This is a genomic window from Bacteroides sp. 2_2_4 (genome assembly GCF_000157055.1).
Taxonomy (GTDB): domain Bacteria; phylum Bacteroidota; class Bacteroidia; order Bacteroidales; family Bacteroidaceae; genus Bacteroides; species Bacteroides ovatus.
In genome coordinates this window covers 576,903-597,778 of the sequence record NZ_EQ973355.1, presented here as the reverse complement: position 1 = coordinate 597,778, position 20,876 = coordinate 576,903, and the positions used below count along the sequence as shown (strand labels likewise).

Sequence of the window (20,876 nt, the reverse complement as noted above, 5' to 3'; positions counted from 1 at the left end):
CTGAAGTAAAGTACAATATATCTTTGCATATTTAATGGAAAAAATGTATTTTATAGGAGAAATATGGTATGAAAAGTGAGTACGTATTAAAATTAGGTTCGTCTTAAATTAAGATTATAATCGAATAGTTTTTGCAAAACAACGAGAATTAATATTAACTTTAAATTAGAACGAATGAGATGTAATGCATTTGTTGAAGCATGGAAGAATTATCATAGACGCGCTTCCATGATTTTAGGGTTGTCTTTATTGGCTGCCCCTCTGTCATACGCTGTTTATGCAGAAGATGGAGTTTCTAATACTATGGTGCAAGTTGTCACACAAACGAAAACTGTGAAAGGAACTATCATTGATGAAAGCGGGGAGCCGCTGATTGGAGTTTCTATCGTTGTGAAAGGAACAAGTACAGGTACGATTACCGATTTTAACGGTAACTTCTCTATCGATCTTCCGGCGGGAAGAAAAGAACTGGTCATTTCTTATATCGGTTACAAAGAACAAACGGTGACTGTGACAGGCAACGGACCGGTCAATGTGAAAATGGTTTCGGACACACAGGCATTGGATGAAGTAGTTGTTGTGGGTTACGGTACGATGAAAAAACGCGATTTGACAGGAGCTATCACTTCTGTAAAAAGTGAAGATGTAGTGATGAATCCAAGTTCAAATCCGATGCAGGCTTTACAAGGTAAGGTGGCAGGATTGGATATTACGCGTGAATCGGGACAGGCCGGTTCGGGAGTAAAGATGCAGTTGCGTGGTAACCGGTCATTCCAGAAGGATTCCGGAAATCCTTTATTTATAATTGATGGTATGCCGGGGGATTATTCTACATTGAATCCGAATGATATTGAAAGCATTGAAGTTTTAAAAGATGCTTCTTCGACAGCTATTTATGGTTCAAGTGGTGCGAACGGTGTTATTTTAATTACTACTAAAGGTGGTAAGGAAGGCAAAGCAATTGTTAATTTTAATGCATACGTAGGTGTAAACGGCTGGTCAAGGACTCCGGAGATGCGTAGTGGAGAAAGTTATATACAAACCTTGAGAGATGCATCTGTTGGTGCTGGCGATGGACGTTGGAGTTCGGTTGCTGATGATAAAAATCTGTTTACTACTGATGCTGAATGGAGTGCACATCAAAATGGCCAATATATAGATTGGGTGGATGCTTTGTTGAAAACCAGTGTAACACAGAATTATTCTGTTTCTGTGGCTGGTGGAACGGAAAAGACAAAGGCATATTTTTCTCTGAACTTCTCTAATGAGGATGGGCAGTTTGCACAAGATAGCTATAAACTTTATTCATCTAAAATCCGGGTAGATCATAAGATTAAAAAGTGGATGAAGGTGGGCATTGATGCTCAACTGTCTTATGTACATCAAAATAAAGCTGATTCTGATTTACAGACTTTGATGGCGTCAAATCCTCTTGGATCGTTGTATAATGAAGATGGAAGCATCAATCCGCAACCTGTTGCCGATCCTTCATCTACAGTATATAATTATCTTTTAAATGAGGATAAAAGTTTGTACCGCAATCAGGCTCAAAACCTTAAGGTCTATTTTAATCCTTACTTGGAAATCACTCCTCTTAAAGGGCTGACTTTTATTACTCGTGCTGGTGCTAGTTTGGGATATTCACGTAGTAACACTTTCACAGGAGAGGGATCTGTTCAATGGTATAAGGCAAATCAAACGGCAGACGGCATTAAGGCACAAGTTAAGGACAACCGTTCGTATAATTATAAGTGGGAAAATATACTTACTTACAATTTCCAGATTAAGAAAGTGCATGATATAACTCTTACTGCAGTTACATCTTGGAACCACAATCGTAGTGATGTCACTACTTTGTATCAAAAAGGTGTTTCTGATAATAAATTCTTATGGCATAATATTCTTGATGGTAATTCCGCAACTTCGGGAAGTACTTCTTATAGTATGTCTAAGGGGATGGGATATGTCGGCCGTTTGAACTATTCATATATGGGTAGGTATTTATTTGCTGCATCTGTCCGCCATGACGGCTCTTCCAGACTGGCAGAAGGTAATAAATGGGATACTTTCCCGGCTTTTTCTTTGGGATGGAGAATTTCTGATGAAAAATTTATGGAGAGTACGACTAACTGGTTGAGTAATCTGAAAATTCGCTTCGGATATGGTGTTACGGGTAGTACAGCGGGTATTGATCCGTATTCGTCTGCTGCATCATTGGATGCTACTGCTGTAAATATGATATTAGGAGGTGTTCTGACGCCGATTTATAAATTCTCACAGAATATTCCGAACTATTTGCTTACATGGGAAAAGTCGTATAACACGAATATTGGTATTGACGCTGCATTCTTAAATAATCGCATTGATGTCAGTATGGAATATTATAATACAAAAACAAAAGATGTTATATGGAACAAGGCACTTCCTGTTATTAATGGAGCATTCTCCCCGGATGGCGGACCTAAAGCGAATTATACTACTAATTTAAATATGTGTGAGACTAGCAATAAAGGTTTTGAGTTGGCTCTTAATACACGTAATATTATAACAAAGAACTTTACCTGGAGTTCAAGTGTAACTTTCAATCATAATAAAGAGAAAATAACCAAATTGTCCGGTGGAGATTCAGATGTGCTTAATAATGGTGACACCGGTTATGCATTGGCATTGGGAGAAGCTATTAACTCTTATTATCATTATAAGTTGGATGGTGTATGGCAAAAAGGTGAGGAAACTGATGCGGCGGTATTTGGTGCTGCACCTGGTGATTTGAAAATCAATATACCTAATTTAGTAAAAGAATCTGATGGTAGATTCTATAAAATAGATGAAGAAACGGGTAGTGCTGCTGTGGATGAAAATGGTAATGTTATTTATTACACTTCTGATAATAAATATACTCCAAGTGATGCAGATTATCAAATTCTGGGTCACAACTCTCCGGATTGGTCTTTAGGATTCCAGAATAATTTTACCTGGAAGGATTTTGATTTAAGTGTGTTTGTTTATGCACGTTACGGACAGATGTTTGCTTATGATATGTTGACGTCTTATGACCCGAAGGGTATACGTAACTTCCCGACCTATTTCAATTATTGGACTGAAAACAACCCTTCAAATGATTTTCCTGCCGCCAATGCTAATAAAGGTCTCGAACAATATACGGGATATTACGCATTACGCTATGTAGACGGTTCGTTTATAAAGATTAAGAACATTACATTGGGATATAGTCTGCCGAAATCTATCTTAAAATCAGCCGGTATAGAGAAGTGTCGTTTCTATGCTACCATTACAAATCCGTTTGTATTTGCGAAAAGCCATTTGCTGAAAGACTATGATCCGGAAATGAATGGTTCTCTGAAGTACCCATTGACCAAACAATTTGTATTTGGTGTAAATGTTACATTCTAGTTTTTCACTAAAAAAAGTATTGAAATGAAAAGTACAATCTATAAAATAGCAGCGCTTACATTCGCTGTGGCTTCAATGTCTGCCTGCTCGCTTGATGAGTATAATCCAAGCCAAAAAACAGGAGATGAAATTCTTGCAACGTTCGATGGGCTTAAAGGATTACAGTCTTATTGTTATTCATCACTTTACGGGCAGTTATTCAGTGTCTATGATTTCTTGTCTGTGGCTGAAGGTGGTACGGACTGCTGGATAACTCCTGCCGGTAATCCGGATTATGCCAAGCAGGTGATTTATTATGATGGTTTAGCTACGAATACGAATGCTACAAATAAATTATTCGGTCAGGCTTATTCTATGATCGGTAATTGTAATGCAGTAGTAAACAGGGCTGAATTACTAACGGATGGCAATGAAAAAGATATAACGACTTTAGTGGCTGAAGCCCGCTGTCTTCGTGCGTTTTATTATTCCATATTGGTGAATACGTATGGGAATGTAACGTTAACATTGGAAGAATCGTCTCAAGATCCTATTTTGACTCCGCAGCGTAACTCTATTGAAGAACTATATACGCAGATAATTGATGATTTGAAATTTGCGGCCAATAATCTTGAAGATACTCCTTATGATAATAATCGTGCGCGTGTGACTAAGAAAACCGCGTTAGGACTTTTGGCTCGCGTTTATGCTCAAGGTGGTGGCGAATATGGGCTGACAGAAGAGGGAGTATCTTATTGGCAACGTGCTAAAGAAGTGGCAGAGGACATGATTTTAGCGTATGGTGACTGTCTGTATGATGATGTGGAAGATGTTTGGGCTCCGGCAAATAATCGAAATAATAAAGAAGCTTTATTTATTGCTGCCGGTCCGGATGCTACGAATTTGGAGAACTGGAATGCTGGAACACAATGTAATAACAACTTTACTTATATGTATCCAAAGCCAAATACTCTCACTATTTATCCTACTCCGGATAATCAAAATTATTGGTATGGACGTACTAATAATAATACGTTGGCACCTTCCAAATATTTGCTGGATTGTTTTGATGCTGATTATGATAAGCGGTGGGAAGTAACCTTTACTACGGCTTTTGTACAGTTTTCTGCCGTACAGTCAGGAGGTAGTTATTTATTTACTAATAAGAAGCAGACATTGGATGATGGTACAAAACCAAAAATTGGAACAAAACATGGCGTAAATGATAATATTAGTTCATTTACAATTCTTACTCAAAATATAATCGATACTTATGGATTGGATGCAAAATTCCATAATGAGTATATTTATCCTTATGGTGATTTGAATTATACATATTATGATGGAACTTGGGCGCCCAAAATGATAGCCAAGGTTTGGCCGAAAGGTGAAAATAGCGGTGATCCTTCCAAATTGCAGGAAGTGAAGAACCCCTATGTGATACCTTACCCTGTAGCTGAAGATGATGATAGAATCTGTTTCTACTTATCAAAGGAAAGACTTTCGGATGCGGAGAAAGCGAAACGTAGATATTATGTAATCAATATTGATGATTTGTTTGATAACGGACAATATCGTAAAACAGATATAAAAGTTACTAATGACAAAAATATGTACCCTGGTTTCAACAAATACAATTGGTTGTCGGAAGATTCATATAGTAGCAATTTGCAACGTAAGACAGGTGATGTGTTCATTATGCGTATGGCTGAAGTATATCTGATTGCAGCTGAAGCTAACCAACAATTAGGAAATGGCGGAAAAGCTGCTGAATATTTAAATGTACTGAAAAAGCGTGCCGCTCGCAATGATGCATCTTACAATGCTATGAAATTGAGTAATGCTACACAGAATGATGTTATGGACGAATATGCTCGTGAATTATGTGGAGAATATCAACGTTGGGTATTGATGAAGCGTCACAAAGATTCTTTTAAACAACGTCTTGCTGTTGGTAATCCTCGTGCAGCTGAAAATTTTGATGAAAACAAGCATTATTTGCGTCCGATTTCTTTTAACTTCTTGAGTCAGATTGATAATGCAGAAGAATATGGAAACAATGGGTATTAGTACTCTTACAGATTAAATTTAGATTAAAGAGGGGATATGTCGTGATGATATGTCCCTTTTTTCTATATCTTTGTGTAATCGAACAGAACTTTTAAAAAGCGGAACTATGTTAGAAGAAATTTTAGCTTACAACAAGCAATTTGTTGAGAACAAGGGATACGAATCGTATATTACCAATAAATATCCCGATAAGAAAATAGCTATTCTTTCCTGTATGGATACCCGACTGACTGCTTTGCTGCCAGCAGCATTAGGAATTAAGAATGGCGATGTGAAAATGATAAAAAATGCAGGTGGCGTTATTTCCCATCCTTTCGGTAGCGTGATACGTAGTTTGCTTGTTGCTATTTTTGAGTTGGGGGTAGAGGAAATAATGGTGATTGCTCATTCTGATTGTGGAGCTTGCCACATGCATAGTGAAGAAATGCTCGAAAAAATGAAAGCACGCGGAATCAATCCGGATTATATTGACATGATGCGTTTCTGCGGAGTTGACTTTCATTCGTGGCTGGATGGTTTCGAAGATACGGAAAAGTCGGTGAGAGGAACAGTCGATTTTATTGTACGCCATCCTTTGATCCCTTCAGATGTGACAGTCTACGGATTTATTATTGATTCTACGACCGGGGAATTAACGCGGATTGTATAGATAATTAGATAGATAGGTAAATAGGTAAATAGATAAACTGCTTTTTTAATCCCCTAAATATAGTGACGCCATTCTTATTGTGTAGTGTCGCTATGTCTGGAGGATAGTGACGCTATTTTGAAGACAAAAAAATAAGGCAGCTTTTTGTCGGCTGCCTTTATCTTTCTGCGGTTATATACTTTCTTTGACTGGTGCACTCGTTTGTGACAAATAGGGTGTCCGTACATCTCAATTTCTGCCTCACGGCTAGCTTTACGATTCGCTTTAACGTAATCGTCTTGTGTAATTCGCTTTTTCATAATGAAATTATTTCTCTGTGCAAAGATACAATATATTCTTCATTTAGTATAAACTTTTATTTCCTATTACGCTCGGTTTGCATTATCTTTGCATACATTAATCAAATGAAACCGGAAATAATATGGAAAATTTCAGTGAATTAATAAAGAACCGTCGTAGTATGCGGAAGTTCACCGATGAAGAATTGACACAAAATCAGGTCGTTACGTTGATGAAAGCTGCTTTGATGTCTCCTTCTTCCAAACGTAGTAATAGTTGGCAGTTTGTAGTGATTGATGATAAAGAGGTATTGAAAGAATTGTCTCATTGCAAGGAACAGGCTTCTTCATTCATTGCCGACGCAGCTTTGGCAATTGTGGTAATGGCCGATCCGTTGGCCAGTGATGTTTGGATTGAAGACGCTTCCATTGCTTCTATCATGATACAGTTGCAGGCCGAAGATCTCGGCTTGGGAAGCTGCTGGGTGCAGGTTCGTGAACGTTTCACTGCCACCGGAATGCCTTCCGATGAATTTGTCCATGGAATTTTGGATATTCCCTTGCAACTTCAGATTCTTTCTGTCATTGCTATCGGACATAAAGGGATGGAACGTAAACCTTTCAATGAAGAACATCTTCAATGGGAGAAAATTCATATTAACAAGTTCGGAGGAAAATAAGTATGGGAGCTGCTAAAGCGAATAATAGTAAAGATACCTATCTGGCTACTGCTGTTACCTTTATTGTAATCGGAGCACTTTTTCTGATCGATAAGCTGATTCATTTTTCTTCCATTGGGCTACCCTGGGTGATGAATAAGGACAATATGCTATTGTACGCCTCGATCTGTTTCCTTATTTTCAAACGCGATAAATCAATTGGTTTTGTGTTGCTTGGGCTTTGGCTAGTGATGAATATCGGTTTGGTCATGTCCTTATTGGGTTCGTTATCCGGATATCTGTTGCCATTGACACTGCTCATCATCGGAATCGTTTTATTCTGGTTTGCAAAACGATAAGAGAATAATGAAAAGAAGTATAGAAGATACACCGATCGTGTTTATCGGTGCAGGTAACTTGGCTACTAATCTGGCGAAAGCTCTTTATCGTAAAGGTTTCCGCATTGTACAGGTATATAGCCGGACTATGGAATCTGCCCGTACCTTAGCCGAGAAAGTAGAAGCTGAATATACAACAGATTTACAGGCAGTCTCCAAAGATGCAAAATTGTATATCGTATCGTTGAAAGATGATGCTTTAGTAGATTTGTTACCGCAGATAACAGAAGGAAAGCAAGCGTCTTTGTTGGTGCATACGGCAGGAAGCATTCCGATGAGCGTTTGGGAAGGGCATGCAGAACGTTACGGAGTATTTTATCCGATGCAGACATTCAGCAAACAACGTGAAGTTAAATTTCAGGAAGTGCCTTTCTTTGTTGAAGCGAAAAGGCCGGAAGACGTGGAATTGTTGAAGGCTGTTGCCGCCACACTTTCGGAAAAGGTCTACGAGGCTTCTTCCGAGCAACGTAAGAGCCTTCATTTGGCTGCTGTTTTTATCTGTAACTTCACCAATCACATGTATGCATTAGCAGCTGATTTGCTTGAAAAATACAACTTGCCTTTCGATGTCATGCTTCCGCTGATAGATGAAACAGCACGTAAAGTCCACGAATTGGCGCCACGTGATGCACAGACCGGACCCGCTGTTCGTTACGATGAGAATGTGATGAGTAATCATCTTGCCATGTTGGTAGATTCTCCGGCATTGCAGGAAATATATAAACTAATGAGCAAAAGTATCCATGAGCACCATCAATTATGATTTATCCCGTATCAAAGCTTTAGCTTTTGATGTGGACGGAGTATTGAGTTCGACAACCGTACCTTTGCATCCTTCCGGAGAACCGATGCGCACGGTGAATATCAAAGATGGGTACGCCATCCAGTTGGCTGTGAAAAAAGGACTTCACATAGCTATCATCACCGGTGGCCGGACAGAAGCGGTACGTATCCGTTTTGAGGGACTGGGAGTGAAGGATTTATACATGGGTTCTGCTGTGAAGATACATGATTATCGTGCTTTTCGTGATAAGTACGGATTGACCGATGATGAAATTCTATATATGGGTGATGACGTGCCGGATATTGAAGTGATGTGTGAGTGCGGACTGCCATGCTGCCCGAAAGATGCCGTGCCGGAAGTGAAATCCGTTGCAAAGTATATTTCTTATGCAGACGGTGGTCGTGGATGCGGACGTGATGTAGTGGAGCAGGTGCTGAAAGCTCACGGTCTATGGATGGTGGAAGACGCCTTCGGTTGGTAACTTAATCATAAATAATCGTTGTTTAATAACGAATAAAACCATGCTTGATAACTTAAATAAATATCAGATTATATTAGCTTCCAATTCTCCCCGTCGGAAAGAACTGATGTCGGGACTAGGAGTAGACTATGTAGTCAGAACATTGCCGGATGTAGACGAGTCATACCCGGATACATTGGTAGGTGCTGAAATACCTGAATATATTGCCCGTGAAAAGGCGGATGCCTACCGTACCATGATGAAGCCGGGAGAATTATTGATTACGGCAGATACCATAGTCTGGTTAGATGGGAAAGTACTTGGGAAACCGGAGGGTAGGGAAGGAGCCATTGAAATGCTTCGCGCTCTCTCGGGAAAATCTCATCAGGTTTTCACAGGGGTTTGCCTAACTACTACTGAGTGGCAAAAAAGCTTTACCGCTTCCTCCGAAGTGCTGTTTGATGTCTTGTCGGAAGATGAAATCCTGTATTACGTAGATCGTTATCAGCCAATGGATAAGGCAGGAGCTTATGGCGTTCAGGAGTGGATCGGGTATATCGGGGTTAAATCAATTTCCGGTAGTTTCTATAATATTATGGGGCTTCCCATACAGAAACTGTACGGAGAGTTGAAAAAGCTGTAGTAAGTATCTTGAATATATCTGAATATATCAGTGTAATAAACTTATTGATTACATGAAATACATAAGATATACTTAGTCCAATAATGCACAAAGGCTACCTCAAAATAGAAAATGAGGCAGCCTTTTTCTGTATTTTTAAGCAGGAACATTTACTGAATATCCCAAACTGAAAGATGTGGAAGACTATAATAAATCCAACATCAGAGGAATATCTTCTTCCCGAATTCCTTGTGTGAGAAGAGCTTCTTCATCTTTATGGAACATTTCCAGGAATCGTTCCCGGTTTCCACTAGCCGTAATGGCTTTTCCATAGAAAACGGACGCTTTCTGAATATCTCCCATCACCCAGGCAACATGTCCTGCATTCATATAGTCAATAGCCAGAGGCTTTTGTTCTATTATTTTTTCATAATACTTCATCGCCTGTTCATGTTTCTGGCTGATAAATGAACACCATCCGATACCACGCCATGCCTTAATACAGTTGTTCTCGATGAAATCCAGTTTGAAGAAATAATTCAGTGCTTCTTCATATTGCCCCAATTCGGCCAGACAGCTACCGATATGGAAAGTCACATTGGTATCTTCCGGAGCAGCTTCTTCTACCTTCTTATAATAGGTGATTGCTACCTGGTAATTTCTGTTCAACCGATAACAAATAGCCAGATGGCGATTGTTCCAGATATTATCCGGTTTCAACGTGTCTGCTTTCAGGTAAGCCTGGATAGCTTCTGCATATTTCTTTCTTTTCTGCAATGCATAGCCAAACTTCTGGTAATATTCAGCACTCTCTCCTTCGAATCCGCCAATCGTTTCCAACTCTTCATAAATTTCGATAGCCTCGTCCCAACGTTCCTTTGACAGGTAGAAATCGGCAATGGGGAATAATACATCTTCCCAGTGCAATATATTGTCGAGTGCAGGGACATGATGAAGATCGAGCTTCTCTTTAAAAATATCTCTGAATTCACTCTTGCGCACACTAAGTTTGAAGAAACGATACAAATCGTGCAGGTACTGGTTGCTGACCGTTCCCGGACGTTCATTGAATTTCTTCATCGTCTCAACATTCGATTTCTCCGCCAATTCTGCAACCTGTTGTTCATTCAGTTGGCTCAACATCATATCCTGTTGTGACTGTGGCAATTGATGGATCGTGAAAAAGAGAGAGTACTTATCACTGTTACTGAAGAATCCCGATTGAAGAATTAAATCCAGTAGACTGCCTCCCTGATTTCCTGCCTGCTTCATTGCCTTGAGCACATTAGACTGTTGCTTGCTGAATGGATAAAACCAGTTATGCACCTCGCGGAAGAACGGATAGTTTTTCAAAGCCGCAAAAGTACTCATATATACATCTGCACCCTCCAGCTGCAATTCGTTCATTTCACGCAATTTATCCCCCAGTCCGGATTTCTCGAATGCATCTTCCCAATCCGGATTCATGTCGTTGTTCTCTTCATCGCTTTCTTCAAAGCCGAACCGCATATTTTTCATGGAGGAAACATTCTTCAGCATTTCGGGAATAATCTCCTCCCTCATCTTTTTGTCAATCTTTTCCGTTTCCTGACATAATAGCATTTGGCGGTAAATGCGAGCGACATCTTCTCTGAATGAAGGGATTTCTTCCATGAGATCCACCCTTTTTATCAGTTCCGGATAGAAAGTAAGTCGGCTTCTGTAAATGTGGAAAATAATCATCGCACCAACCAATGCCCGTTGGCTGACGTTGACGTTGGGATGCTCGTAAGCATCAAGCAACCACATTATTTTTCGTAAGTCGAAACATTCCATCAAGCTCAATGTGAGGGCACTGACAAATAAGCATAAGTCGTCTCCCGGAAGTAATTCCGAGGCAAGCATGGCTTTTGCATCTTCCTCGTCTTCGGGAGTCCAGGCACTGTTTGTCCATGTTCTGATAAACATAAACTTGAGCGTGTCCTCATGCCGCTTTAATACTTCATCCATCTTTTCGTCAGACAGTAATCCGCTGACTGCCAAGTCGTCATTAAAAGACTCCAGTATGTGTAATATGGTTTTAAGACCATAGTTTGACAAATCTGGCGATTTGGGAGTACGTCGTACTTCATGATAGTATCTTGATGAAGCGTTATCCAATATGAGCAAACGTGATTGGTCGGCAATTCCCCACGTGTCTGATACCATTTTCTGATACAGATTCCATCGTTCAGGGTCATTTGCTCCCTGTTTCATGTATTCCAGCATATATTTGTAGGAAGTCTGCAATTGTTCCAGGCGAGTGCGTAGATCCCAGTCAGGACACTGCCACAGCAGAGATTCCAACTGCATCAGAGCTTCCTTGAGCCTTTTCTCTTCAAGTAAGGTACGTATATATGCGTATTGTTCATTAATCGTTTTTTCGTTCATCATTATTTAATTATTTATTTTTTCCAATCCAGGTCAAACGTTTCCAGAGACCCTCAAAAGGACCATGTTTATGGTGTCGGAGCCACCACGAACAGAATACCATTTGTAATAGAACAAAAAGGATGCCAAAAAGGAAGCTATAGGTGATTCCTAAATATCGTCCCAATTCGAATCCCCAATGATAGAACAAAAGAGAACCGAAAATGGATTGCCCGAGATAATTCGTTAAACTCATTTTACCATAAGATGTGAAACGCATAAAGAAACTGCGGTCTTTCACACGGTAGAAAGTCAACAGTAATCCTGTCACCAGTAATACCATGAAACTAAGGCTGCTGAATGAACTTAATATCAACTGTAGAGGAACAAGGACGGCACTCCGTTCGATGAATTCCGGCAACATATTGTTCAATCCGTAGATGGGGAAGAAGCAGAGAAGCGAAATGGCTAATGCTTTTAACCACAAGCGTTCGTTCTGTTCGCTATACAGGAAATATTTGCGGCGGCCAACCAGCATTCCGAATAGGAATAATCCCGGTGTTTGTAAGATACGTCCATGTTCCAAAGCCCAGGTCATGTTAGCCATTTGTCCTTCCCACATATTCATGCGGACTGTTTCAAGGAAGTTGCCATGTTTTTGTACGTCGAAAGCGATGCTGAAATAATAACCTGCCAAACTTTTACCTGCCACATAGTCAGGATTGCACAAGGCATAGATCAGTTTTGCCCAGTCGATAGGTTGAAGGATTAATAAAGTAGCAAAGATGGCAACTGTACGGTCACTCATCCGGCAGAATATCGGCAGGATAATTCCTAAAATCGCATACATGGTTAATATTTCGCCGGTAAAGAAAGCGGCATTGAATTGTCCTATAATGAATAGGATGAATAATCTCCATAAAAAACGCAGGCGGAAATCTTTCCCTCTCCGTTGTTGGTTATTGTCCTGAATATAGAAACTGAAACCGAAGAGCAAAGCAAATACAGCGTATGCTTTATTACTGAATGTGAAGAATAATCCTCTCCAGATAGCCTGATCGGTAAATTTCATCCATTCAAAAGGGACTTCTTCCGGGAAAGAATAGAAATTAAAGTGTTCGATGCTGTGCAAGAGGATGATCCCCATTACTGCCAATCCTCTTAATACGTCGGCCACGTCTATTCGGGCGTTGGTTTCGGCGATTTTGTGTTCCATGATTTTTGTTCTGTTATTAATAAGGTTTATATTTTATAATTATTTGATTCGGCTGCTTCAACTCTACTGCTTTAATCCTATTGTTAAGGTACTACTTACTATAGCCTTGATACTTTACCTTGGAACTTAACCCTGATGCTTCGGCTCTAATACTTGATACCTAATACTTAAATTTAGTCCTTGAATTTAAAACCTCACTTGTACCTGTGCCTGTATCAGGTTGGAATCTTTTTGTCCGTCTCCTTTCTTATTACAAAAGGTGTATTGTGCCTGTAACCGGCATCTGGGATAAAACCAGTATTGTACGCCTGCAATATAGTTATTTTGTTTGAAATCTGCACTCTTGTTAGGGTTGAAATAATCGTACGAAGCGATGAAATCGAAATTCCGGGCAAAACGCACGCTTCCTGTTGCATAGAAACCTTCGCTTTTCACACTCCGATCTTTTCCGGCAAGATATTCCGTACGCAGATTAAAAGTGGAAGTGGTGACAACCCCTCCTGCACTCCAGCGTCTCTTGGCGTAATTTTCTCCTGCTTTGATTCCGGTATATTCAGAGTCAGCTATGGCGTGTCCTGTTCCGCGGATAAACGAACCACCTACGGACAACCATTTCAGCGGATTAACCATCAGATTACCGACCACATCTTTTTGACTGTTTTTGTCTTTGGTATTCAGTCCCTGTCCGTTCATTACAGCTACTTTATATTGTAGGAAGTCACGAAATAATTTCCCGTGAAGCATCATACCGATATCCCGTCCGGAAGTCATTCCGTAACACTTATCGCTACCGCTTACTCCTGCCAGATAGCAGACAGACTGTGAATAGCAATTGATAAGTTCTACTGTAGTAGGAGACAATTCGTTTTCTATGGTATAAGGAACCTTGAATTCACCGATACGTGCCGTAAGTCCGGGGAGAAACTGATAATCGGTATACACTTCGAGTAACATGCCCCCGTTGTAGAAGTCGTACATAAAATCACAAGTCCACCGTTTGGTGATCTTTCCGTGTGCCATGAAAATGATTCGTTTGATGTCGAATGTGTTATCCGGATTCGCTGCATCGTCATAAGTGTATCCCAGTTGGGCATATCCGGAGAGACTAATCCGTTCTTTCAGTGTGTTGACAACTTGATTTAATGGTGTCTGCTCCTGTGCCAGGAGAGGATTTTGCATACTTGTAATGCATAATACAAAGGTTAAGAGTTGGAGTAGTGTTTTTCGCATGAGTTAGTTGTTATTTGATTTTGATTATGGTTGATACTGTATTATGGTTGATACTGTGGGAATAAATGTAGTGTCAATCAGATTCTTTTCAGAGTAGGTTTGGGGTATTCGGTGGTTTTCTTTCAACCAGTGTATAGCCTTGTCTATCGCTTCAGCGGAGGGGCGTTTTGCTTTTTGATAATTGGGGAGGGCGACGAGTCCTGTCAGATTTTCGGGCACACCTATTTCTATCAATACTTGCTCCCATTCTTTCTGCGGGTGCATTTTTATGTAATCTACTCCCAGGTTATATCCTGTGATGAGTAGCTCGATTTCTTCTCTCTTCTCGTTGAGCGCTTTTCGTGAAAAAGCGGTAGCGGTGAAATCGATACCCAACTCTTGCGTACTTACCAATGAACGATGTTTACTGTTCATGGCGATGGATGCGGCAGGGTCGGGTAGGAAAGAGGCATCAATTTGATTGTACTGCAACATTTGCAGACGGAGAGGAAGCTGGCCGATTTCCGGCATGTTTATTTCCGCATGCTTGATTCCGGCTTTGCTTAATAGCTGGTCGGTAGCATATTCGATAACTGTGTTGCGCGACACGGCGATATTCTTTTCCTTGAGCTGTTCCAGTTGGTTGATGTTACTTTCTTTGGAGACAATGAAGCAGAAATAACCATCATTCTTCAGGATGAATCCTAAATCAGTATGATGAATAGCTTGTAATGCTACCGCACTGGGATAGTCAGTAATCATGCCATCTATTTTCCGGGTTTGGAAAGCAGCGTCCCGGTCGTTGGCAGAGTTGAATGAAAGAATGGTCAAATCCAGTCCTAATGAGTCGTAAATGCCTTGCGTTTTGGCTATATGAAAAGGAAGTCCGTCCAGTGTAGGCATCATGCCCAGGGTAAGTGGTTGCAGTTCGGTTAGAGGTAAAAAAGAGCTATCTCCTTTCTTTCTCTGACAAGAGTAAAGGAAGAAAAGGATGAACCAAAAGAATAGTATCGGTCTTTTCATACCTCGTTTTTATAAATAAGAGGAATTCTGTTTTTATAAATAAGGGCAACTCTTTTCACAAAGAACTGCCCTTCTAATAATTAACTATGTGATTTTAACAATTATCTTATTCTTGAATAGCAGCGATACCCGGAAGAACTTTTCCTTCGATTGCTTCGAGCAATGCGCCACCACCAGTTGAAACATAAGATACACCGCTAGCCAAACCAAACTTGTTAACACAAGCTACAGAGTCGCCACCACCAACAAGTGAGAATGCGCCGTTCTTAGTTGCTTCAACGATTGCTTCACCTACTGCACGTGAACCGTGAGTGAAGTTGTCGAATTCGAATACGCCTGTAGGACCGTTCCAAAGAATAGTCTTAGATTCTTTGATAACGTTAGCGAAGATTTCTTCAGTCTTAGGACCGATATCAAGACCTTCCCATCCGTCAGGAATTTCGTCAACAGCACAGAATTTAGTATTTGCATCGTTAGAGAATGTGTCAGCAATCTTAGCGTCAACAGCCAATACCAGGTTTACACCTTTTTCTTTTGCTTTTTTCATCAAATCCAAAGCCAGGTCAAGTTTGTCGTCCTCACAGATAGAGATACCGATTTTGCCGCCCATAGCTTTAGTAAATGTATAAGTCATACCACCGGCGATAATCAGGTTGTCTACCTTGCTCAACAGGTTTTCGATGATTTCGATTTTAGAAGAAACTTTAGAACCGCCCATAATAGCAGTGAACGGACGTTTGATATCGTTCAATACTTTATCAACAGCTTTCACTTCTTTTTCCATCAAGTAACCGAACATCTTGTTGTTTACATCGAAATATTTAGCGATCAATGCTGTAGAAGCGTGTGCACGGTGAGCAGTACCGAATGCGTCGTTTACGTAGCAGTCAGCGTAAGAAGCCAATTTCTTGGTAAATTCTTTCTGGCTTTCTTTTACTGCTTTCTTAGCAGCAGCTTTTTCTTCGTCAGTTGCATCTTCTGCCAAACCTCTTGGTTTACCTTCTTCTTCAGCGTAGAAACGAAGGTTTTCGAGCAACAGCACTTCTCCCGGTTGCAGAGCAGCAGCTTTTACAGCAGCTTCTTCGCCCATGCAGTCGTTAGCGAACTGAACTTCAACGCCCAGCAATTCAGACAGATGCTTGATGATATGTTTCAAAGAGAATTTATCGGCAACGCCTTTCGGACGGCCCAGGTGAGAGCCAATGATGATGCTTCCGCCGTCTGCCAGAATCTTCTTCAAAGTAGGAAGAGCTGCACGCATACGAGTGTCATCTGTAATGTTGAAGTTTTCGTCCAGGGGTACATTGAAGTCCACGCGAACAAATGCCTTTTTACCGGCAAAATTGAATTTGTCAATTGTCTGCATAATACTCTATTTTTATTTAAAAGTGTTTTTAAAATTCTTCTTTTAGAACGACCGCAAAGTTACTATTTATTTCGGTTCCTTGCTATTAAATCGTTATTTATTCTTGGCTTTTGGTTCCTCTTTTGTAACTTTATAGGTGTTACAGAAATATTTGCACATCATTTGCAAACCACAGGTGTCACATTTGGGAGTACGTGCCTGACAAACGTAACGGCCGTGCAGGATGAGCCAGTGATGGGCAATCGGTATGAGCTTTTCCGGAATATTCTTCACCAGTTCTTTTTCCACGCTGAACGGGGTGGTGCAACTGTCGGGCACCAGTCCGATACGGTGGCTGACACGGAACACGTGTGTATCTACCGCCATTGCCGCTTTTTTGAATACAACCGACTGGATCACATTGGCAGTCTTTCTTCCTACGCCGGGCAACTTTATCAGATCTTCCAAATTATCCGGCACCTCGCTATTGAAGTCATTCACCAGCATCTTTGCCATACCGACCAGATGTTTGGCTTTGTTGTTGGGATAAGACACGCTTCGTATATATTCGAAAATCACTTCCGGCGTAGTGGCAGCCAATGCTTCCGGAGTCGGAAAATCTTTATACAAAGGAGGAGTGATGATATTCACCCGTTTGTCCGTACATTGTGCAGAAAGAATAACAGCGATCAGCAACTCATACGGATTGTTGTAATGCAGTTCGGTTTCGGCTACAGGTATGTTGTCCTGAAACCAGGCGATTACTTTCTCATAACGTTCTTTCTTTCTCATCGTAGCTTGTTTTTATGGTAATGAGGCGTTACTTTTAGTCTGAAATAGAGGGCGGAAACTACCGTCAGGCAGGCTCCGAAAAGATAGGCCTTATCAAATGTACTTATTTCTGCGATATATCCTCCCGTCAGCATACCGATACCGATTCCTACATCCCAGGAAGTGAGGTAGGTGGAAGTTGCTGTTCCCCGCTGACTGTTGGGGGCGAGGTTGACAAACAGCGTGTTAAATGCCGGAAACATAATTCCAAACCCGACACCCATTAATAATGCGATGCCAAAAAACAGCAGGGTACAGGCTGTATCATTCCATTGAATCAGATATACACAAGTTGAAAGCAGGAAGAAGCTGAAAACAACCAGGTATAATCCGGCAGCTATTACTTGCGTTATTTTTCCGCGATCCACCAGTTTTCCTGAAAAGATACGCGAGATGGCCATACCGACTGCCATAAAGGTGAAGAAGAATCCGGTTTGTGTGTTCAATCCTATTTGGCGGGCGTACATGGCAACATAGTTGGTCGTCATTCCGTAAGGGATGGAAAGTAACAGCAGACTAAGTCCGGCAGGCAGTCCTTTCATCAGGATAAAGCGGTCGAGCGAGATCGGTTCCCGTTTCACAGGAGGCTTGTAGGGCGTTTTAACCAGACTTGCGCATAGAAAACCTAAAATACAGGAACCGAATGCATAGCAGAATATCGTAGCAAAAGAAACTCCCGCATCATGCAGAAACAGTCCGAACATCGGTCCGATGGACATGGCTGTATTGTTGGTAAGCCCGTAATAACCTAAGCCTTCCCCTCGCCGGGAAGAGGGCATAATGTCTATTACTACCGTGTTTCCGCCTACTGTGACCATTCCGAAAGAGACGCCATGAATGATTCGGAATATAATAAATAAGGTAAGGGAACCGGCAATTAAATATCCGCCGAACATCATCATAAAGATGAAGTAAGCAAACAGATAAAGAGGTTTTCGGGCAAACGTGTCGAGCAGATAACCGGAAAATGGACGGATACAGAGAGCTGCCACCGTGTAGCAGGAGAGGACAATGCCGATAGTGGAATTTCCAGCCTGGAAGAATTCGGATAAATAGAACGGCAAAACAGGAATCAGCAACCAGAAACCGAAGTATAGCAGGAAGTTGGCTGCCAAGATGAAACAATAACTGGGAGTAATGAGTCTATCCTTTGCCATAATGAATGATCGTTCAATCGACCGATTCGCGTTGATTGGAAACCAACGCCGTTGGCCTGATTGGTCTGTTGATGAATATGCCAATGTCCCGATCACCGTCCGACGGTTTCATTGGGAACATTGGCATACTGGTAAATTTAGCACATTATTAATATGCCGCTTCGAATTCTTTTAGGAAGCGTGTATCGTTTTCAGAGAACATACGGAGGTCTTTCACCTGATATTTCAGGTTTGTGATACGCTCGATACCCATACCGAGGGCATAACCGCTGTATATTTTGCTGTCTATACCATTTGATTCAAGTACGTTCGGGTCTACCATACCGCAACCGAGGATTTCTACCCAGCCGGTGTGTTTACAGAACGGACATCCTTTACCACCGCAGATATTACAGCTGATATCCATTTCCGCACTTGGTTCGGTAAACGGGAAGTAAGACGGACGCAGACGGATCTTTGTATCAGCACCGAACATTTCTTTGGCGAAGAGCAGCAATACCTGCTTCAAGTCGGTGAATGATACGTTTTTATCTACATACAGCGCTTCTACCTGATGGAAGAAACAGTGTGCGCGATAGCTGATAGCTTCGTTACGATATACACGTCCCGGACAGATGATGCGGATAGGAGGCTGTGAAGTTTCCATCACACGAGTCTGTACAGAAGAAGTATGTGTACGCAATACTACGTCCGGGTGAGCTTCGATAAAGAAAGTATCCTGCATATCGCGTGCCGGATGGTCTTCGGCAAAGTTCAGTGCCGAGAACACGTGCCAGTCATCTTCAATTTCCGGACCTTCGGCAATGCTGAATCCCAGACGGGCAAAGATATCAATGATTTCGTTCTTTACAATGGTGAGCGGGTGGCGTGTACCGAGTTCCACAGGATAAGCCGAACGCGTCAAATCCAGTCCGTCACAATCGTTGTCCTGACTTTCAAACATTTCTTTCAGCGCGTTGATTTTGTCCTGCGCTTTTGTTTTCAGTTCATTCAGTCTCATGCCGACTTCTTTTTTCTGTTCGGCAGCTACATTACGGAAATCTGCCATTAAGTCGTTAATGGCTCCCTTCTTACTTAGGTATTTGATGCGGAGAGCTTCGAGTTCTTCGGCATTGGAGGCGTGTAAGGCTTCCACCTCTTTCAGAAGTTGTTCAATCTTAGCTATCATATTTTTGATGTATTGTTATTCAGTTTCTTAGTAAAAACCGTGCAAAGATATAATTTTATCACGAACCATCGAAATAATTTGTATCTTTGTTGCCGATATGTACCGAAAATCCGGCAACTTATGAAAAAGATTGTTTTCTGTCTTCTGCTTTTAACCTTTTCTTTTCGCCTTGCGGCCCAGATTGACTATTTGGAGCCGGTGAAACCTTTTTCCACTTATACAGGCGAGTTAGGCGAATATTATCGTAGTGTGTTTTCTTTACTTAATACGGGCTTCCAGAAACAGCCTTATGCGCGTTTTGCAGCTATCCCTTCCTTTTCGCCGGAGTATGCAATGTCGGTAGAGAAGAGGAATGGACGTTATACCCTGGTTTCGAACACATTATCGCGTACTTATTGGCAGGCAGAGAAGGGGACGGTGACGGTGGATACTAAATCGGTTGTCATTAGTGCTTCCCTATATCAGTCTTTAGGGGCTATCTTTCGTTTGGTGACAGAGCAGGTACAGGATTTGGACGGTTCTACGGCTGGTTTGGATGGAATTGTTTATTTTTTCTCTTCTACGGATGCTAAAGGTAAAGAGCAGATGGGACGTAAATGGTCGCCGGAAAAGGGAACGTTGATGGAACGTCTCGTGTTGGTTTGTCAGTCGGCTTATATGTTATCCCGAGGGGAAAATATTTCTGAACAGACGTTGGCAGTGGAGGCTGCTGCTTTATTAAAAGCATTGCAACAGCGCACCAAGGAAGAGCCGGATGCTTATAAGCGGTCGATGTATATCGGAATTTATCCGGTGGGTCCCCGTTCAAAGACACTTTCCGGAAGACAGGTGGAGGAACCTGCTCATTTCTCTGCGATGACTCCGGAAGAATATATTGCCAGTGAAATGGTTTATCCGTCAGGGCTTTTGGAGAAGAATGTTTCGGGTTATGCTTTATGTGAGTTTACTATTGATAAAGAAGGGGTTATCCTTCGTCCTCATATTCTACGTTCCACTCATCCGGAATTTGCAGAGGAGGCTCTCCGCATTGTCAAAGGAATGCCGAAATGGTCACCTGCATTGGTGGGAGGAAAGCCGGCGGATAGTAATTACACTCTTTATGTTCCTTTCCGTCCGCAACTCTATCGGAATAAATAAGCAACTTTGCATCTAAAGTCCGATTAATAAAAAAGAAATATTGCATTTATAAGTTGAACTTATACTCTCTCCAATAAATAAAAAAGGTT

At 41.3% G+C, this 20,876-nt stretch carries 18 protein-coding genes; 9 read left to right on the top strand and 9 right to left on the bottom strand.

Translation table 11 applies throughout. The features are described from left to right. Window positions 1-174 precede the first annotated feature (174 nt). The 3 genes from BSCG_RS24750 (at window position 175) to BSCG_RS24760 (ending at window position 6,112) form a co-directional block, all read left to right on the top strand. Window positions 175-3,414, top strand: coding sequence for a SusC/RagA family TonB-linked outer membrane protein (locus tag BSCG_RS24750; protein ID WP_008774789.1), 3,240 nt, complete (start codon window positions 175-177; stop codon window positions 3,412-3,414). Between the two features lie 24 nt (window positions 3,415-3,438). After that, window positions 3,439-5,463, top strand: coding sequence for a RagB/SusD family nutrient uptake outer membrane protein (locus BSCG_RS24755; RefSeq protein ID WP_004300878.1), 2,025 nt, complete (start codon window positions 3,439-3,441; stop codon window positions 5,461-5,463). Window positions 5,464-5,569: 106 nt separating this feature from the next. Next, window positions 5,570-6,112, top strand: coding sequence for a beta-class carbonic anhydrase (locus tag BSCG_RS24760; RefSeq protein ID WP_004321516.1), 543 nt, complete (start codon window positions 5,570-5,572; stop codon window positions 6,110-6,112). Window positions 6,113-6,186: 74 nt separating this feature from the next. Here BSCG_RS24760 and BSCG_RS24765 read toward each other — a convergent pair whose 3' ends face one another. Next, window positions 6,187-6,411: a hypothetical protein gene (locus BSCG_RS24765; RefSeq protein WP_008774788.1), complete on the bottom strand. Its 225-nt coding sequence runs from the start codon at window positions 6,409-6,411 to the stop codon at window positions 6,187-6,189. Window positions 6,412-6,533: 122 nt separating this feature from the next. On the opposite strand from BSCG_RS24765, the gene BSCG_RS24770 reads away from it, so the two are divergent. From BSCG_RS24770 to BSCG_RS24790, 5 genes are read left to right on the top strand one after another with little or no spacing between them, the layout of a single operon-like run. Beyond that, complete coding sequence (locus BSCG_RS24770; protein WP_008774787.1) at window positions 6,534-7,070, top strand: nitroreductase family protein; 537 nt, start codon at window positions 6,534-6,536, stop codon at window positions 7,068-7,070. A gap of 2 nt (window positions 7,071-7,072) precedes the next feature. After that, entirely contained in the window at window positions 7,073-7,408 is a 336-nt protein-coding gene (locus BSCG_RS24775; RefSeq protein WP_004300874.1) for a hypothetical protein, read from the top strand. Window positions 7,409-7,415: 7 nt separating this feature from the next. After that, a complete protein-coding gene (locus tag BSCG_RS24780) occupies window positions 7,416-8,210 on the top strand; it encodes a Rossmann-like and DUF2520 domain-containing protein (protein ID WP_004311403.1) in 795 nt (264 codons plus the stop codon). After that, a complete protein-coding gene (locus BSCG_RS24785) occupies window positions 8,191-8,712 on the top strand; it encodes a KdsC family phosphatase (protein ID WP_004300872.1) in 522 nt (173 codons plus the stop codon). The genes BSCG_RS24780 and BSCG_RS24785 overlap by 20 nt, the downstream gene beginning before the upstream one ends. A gap of 40 nt (window positions 8,713-8,752) precedes the next feature. Next, complete coding sequence (locus BSCG_RS24790) at window positions 8,753-9,334, top strand: Maf-like protein (protein WP_004300871.1); 582 nt, start codon at window positions 8,753-8,755, stop codon at window positions 9,332-9,334. Between the two features lie 183 nt (window positions 9,335-9,517). On the opposite strand, the gene BSCG_RS24795 is transcribed toward BSCG_RS24790, so the two are convergent. The 8 genes from BSCG_RS24795 to pheS all read right to left on the bottom strand — a co-directional run bounded on the left by BSCG_RS24795 (window position 9,518) and on the right by pheS (window position 19,650). Beyond that, window positions 9,518-11,725 carry a tetratricopeptide repeat protein gene (locus BSCG_RS24795; protein WP_004300870.1) on the bottom strand — a complete coding sequence of 736 codons (2,208 nt, stop codon included), beginning with the start codon at window positions 11,723-11,725 and terminating at the stop codon, window positions 9,518-9,520. A 7-nt stretch (window positions 11,726-11,732) separates the two neighbouring features. Continuing rightward, window positions 11,733-12,917, bottom strand: coding sequence for a DUF418 domain-containing protein (locus BSCG_RS24800; protein ID WP_004304398.1), 1,185 nt, complete (start codon window positions 12,915-12,917; stop codon window positions 11,733-11,735). A gap of 186 nt (window positions 12,918-13,103) precedes the next feature. Next, window positions 13,104-14,147, bottom strand: a complete 1,044-nt coding sequence (locus BSCG_RS24805) for a porin (RefSeq protein ID WP_032849282.1) — start codon at window positions 14,145-14,147, stop codon at window positions 13,104-13,106. Window positions 14,148-14,171: 24 nt separating this feature from the next. Next, window positions 14,172-15,149, bottom strand: coding sequence for an ABC transporter substrate-binding protein (locus tag BSCG_RS24810; RefSeq protein WP_008774785.1), 978 nt, complete (start codon window positions 15,147-15,149; stop codon window positions 14,172-14,174). 106 nt (window positions 15,150-15,255) lie between these two features. After that, on the bottom strand, window positions 15,256-16,515 hold the full coding sequence (locus BSCG_RS24815) for a phosphoglycerate kinase (RefSeq protein ID WP_008774784.1): 1,260 nt from the start codon (window positions 16,513-16,515) through the stop codon (window positions 15,256-15,258). Between the two features lie 93 nt (window positions 16,516-16,608). Then, window positions 16,609-17,286: an endonuclease III gene (gene nth / locus BSCG_RS24820; RefSeq protein WP_004300865.1), complete on the bottom strand. Its 678-nt coding sequence runs from the start codon at window positions 17,284-17,286 to the stop codon at window positions 16,609-16,611. Then, window positions 17,283-18,482 (bottom strand): MFS transporter, encoded by a 1,200-nt coding sequence (locus BSCG_RS24825; protein ID WP_004300864.1) that lies wholly within the window; start codon window positions 18,480-18,482, stop codon window positions 17,283-17,285. Before BSCG_RS24825 ends, nth begins: the two co-directional genes overlap by 4 nt. 148 nt (window positions 18,483-18,630) lie before the next feature. Further along, window positions 18,631-19,650: a phenylalanine--tRNA ligase subunit alpha gene (gene pheS, locus BSCG_RS24830; RefSeq protein ID WP_004300862.1), complete on the bottom strand. Its 1,020-nt coding sequence runs from the start codon at window positions 19,648-19,650 to the stop codon at window positions 18,631-18,633. Between the two features lie 120 nt (window positions 19,651-19,770). Between pheS and BSCG_RS24835 the strand changes: the two genes are divergently transcribed. Beyond that, window positions 19,771-20,787 carry an energy transducer TonB gene (locus tag BSCG_RS24835; protein WP_008774783.1) on the top strand — a complete coding sequence of 339 codons (1,017 nt, stop codon included), beginning with the start codon at window positions 19,771-19,773 and terminating at the stop codon, window positions 20,785-20,787. Window positions 20,788-20,876 lie beyond the last annotated feature (89 nt).

Coding starts and splice junctions, on each gene's coding strand:
- BSCG_RS24750 (WP_008774789.1), top strand. CDS start 175: ATGAGATGTAATGCATTTGTTGAAGCATGGAAGAATTATCATAGACGC.
- BSCG_RS24755 (WP_004300878.1), top strand. CDS start 3,439: ATGAAAAGTACAATCTATAAAATAGCAGCGCTTACATTCGCTGTGGCT.
- BSCG_RS24760 (WP_004321516.1), top strand. CDS start 5,570: ATGTTAGAAGAAATTTTAGCTTACAACAAGCAATTTGTTGAGAACAAG.
- BSCG_RS24765 (WP_008774788.1), bottom strand. CDS start 6,411: ATGAAAAAGCGAATTACACAAGACGATTACGTTAAAGCGAATCGTAAA.
- BSCG_RS24770 (WP_008774787.1), top strand. CDS start 6,534: ATGGAAAATTTCAGTGAATTAATAAAGAACCGTCGTAGTATGCGGAAG.
- BSCG_RS24775 (WP_004300874.1), top strand. CDS start 7,073: ATGGGAGCTGCTAAAGCGAATAATAGTAAAGATACCTATCTGGCTACT.
- BSCG_RS24780 (WP_004311403.1), top strand. CDS start 7,416: ATGAAAAGAAGTATAGAAGATACACCGATCGTGTTTATCGGTGCAGGT.
- BSCG_RS24785 (WP_004300872.1), top strand. CDS start 8,191: ATGAGCACCATCAATTATGATTTATCCCGTATCAAAGCTTTAGCTTTT.
- BSCG_RS24790 (WP_004300871.1), top strand. CDS start 8,753: ATGCTTGATAACTTAAATAAATATCAGATTATATTAGCTTCCAATTCT.
- BSCG_RS24795 (WP_004300870.1), bottom strand. CDS start 11,725: ATGATGAACGAAAAAACGATTAATGAACAATACGCATATATACGTACC.
- BSCG_RS24800 (WP_004304398.1), bottom strand. CDS start 12,917: ATGGAACACAAAATCGCCGAAACCAACGCCCGAATAGACGTGGCCGAC.
- BSCG_RS24805 (WP_032849282.1), bottom strand. CDS start 14,147: ATGCGAAAAACACTACTCCAACTCTTAACCTTTGTATTATGCATTACA.
- BSCG_RS24810 (WP_008774785.1), bottom strand. CDS start 15,149: ATGAAAAGACCGATACTATTCTTTTGGTTCATCCTTTTCTTCCTTTAC.
- BSCG_RS24815 (WP_008774784.1), bottom strand. CDS start 16,515: ATGCAGACAATTGACAAATTCAATTTTGCCGGTAAAAAGGCATTTGTT.
- nth (WP_004300865.1), bottom strand. CDS start 17,286: ATGAGAAAGAAAGAACGTTATGAGAAAGTAATCGCCTGGTTTCAGGAC.
- BSCG_RS24825 (WP_004300864.1), bottom strand. CDS start 18,482: ATGGCAAAGGATAGACTCATTACTCCCAGTTATTGTTTCATCTTGGCA.
- pheS (WP_004300862.1), bottom strand. CDS start 19,650: ATGATAGCTAAGATTGAACAACTTCTGAAAGAGGTGGAAGCCTTACAC.
- BSCG_RS24835 (WP_008774783.1), top strand. CDS start 19,771: ATGAAAAAGATTGTTTTCTGTCTTCTGCTTTTAACCTTTTCTTTTCGC.